Origin of the sequence: Buttiauxella brennerae ATCC 51605 (assembly GCF_001654925.1) — a bacterium.
In the GTDB taxonomy this organism is placed as follows: domain Bacteria; phylum Pseudomonadota; class Gammaproteobacteria; order Enterobacterales; family Enterobacteriaceae; genus Buttiauxella; species Buttiauxella brennerae.
The window spans coordinates 1-1,079 of the sequence record NZ_LXER01000047.1; the positions used below are offsets into that span (position 1 = coordinate 1).

Annotated in this window: 1 protein-coding gene; it reads right to left on the minus strand. The window is 51.9% G+C overall.

Translation table 11 applies throughout. The annotated features are described in order from the left end of the window. Positions 1 to 1,079: elongation factor Tu (gene tuf / locus M975_RS21905; RefSeq protein ID WP_064562012.1), on the minus strand; the 1,079-nt coding region annotated here is incomplete at both ends.

Consider the following 1,079-nt stretch of genomic DNA (forward strand, 5'->3'; position numbering starts at 1 on the left):
GCGCCTACAGTACGGCCGCCTTCACGGATTGCGAAACGCAGACCGTCGTCCATCGCGATTGGGTGGATCAGGGTAACAACCATCTGAATGTTGTCGCCCGGCATTACCATCTCAACGCCTTCTGGCAGTTCGATGGTGCCAGTCACGTCAGTTGTACGGAAGTAGAACTGTGGACGGTAGCCTTTGAAGAACGGAGTATGACGACCGCCTTCATCTTTGGACAGGATATAAACTTCAGATTCGAACTGGGTGTGCGGCTTGATTGAGCCTGGCTTAGCCAGAACCTGACCACGTTCGATATCTTCACGTTTAATACCACGCAGCAGAACACCAACGTTCTCACCAGCACGGCCTTCGTCCAGCAGTTTGCGGAACATTTCAACGCCAGTACAGGTTGATTTCACGGTATCTTTGATACCAACGATTTCAACTTCTTCACCAACTTTAACGATACCACGCTCTACACGGCCGGTAACAACTGTACCACGGCCGGAGATGGAGAATACGTCTTCGATTGGCAGCAGGAATGGCTTGTCGATAGCACGCTCTGGTTCTGGGATGTAGTTATCCAGGTGACCAGCCAGCTCGATGATTTTAGCTTCCCACTCTGCTTCGCCTTCCAGCGCTTTCAGAGCTGAACCACGAACAACTGGGATGTCGTCGCCTGGGAAGTCATAAGCAGACAGAAGTTCACGAACTTCCATTTCTACCAGTTCCAGCAGCTCTTCGTCATCAACCATGTCGCATTTGTTCATGAACACGATCATGAATGGAACGCCAACCTGACGACCCAGCAGGATGTGCTCACGAGTCTGTGGCATTGGGCCATCAGTCGCAGCAACAACCAGGATAGCGCCGTCCATCTGAGCAGCACCGGTGATCATGTTTTTAACGTAGTCGGCGTGCCCTGGGCAGTCAACGTGCGCATAGTGGCGAGTCGGGGTGTCATATTCAACGTGGGAAGTGTTGATGGTGATACCACGAGCTTTTTCTTCTGGTGCGTTATCGATCTGGTCGAAAGCACGAGCAGAACCACCGTAGGTTTTAGCCAGAACGGTAGTGATTGCTGCAGTCAGAGT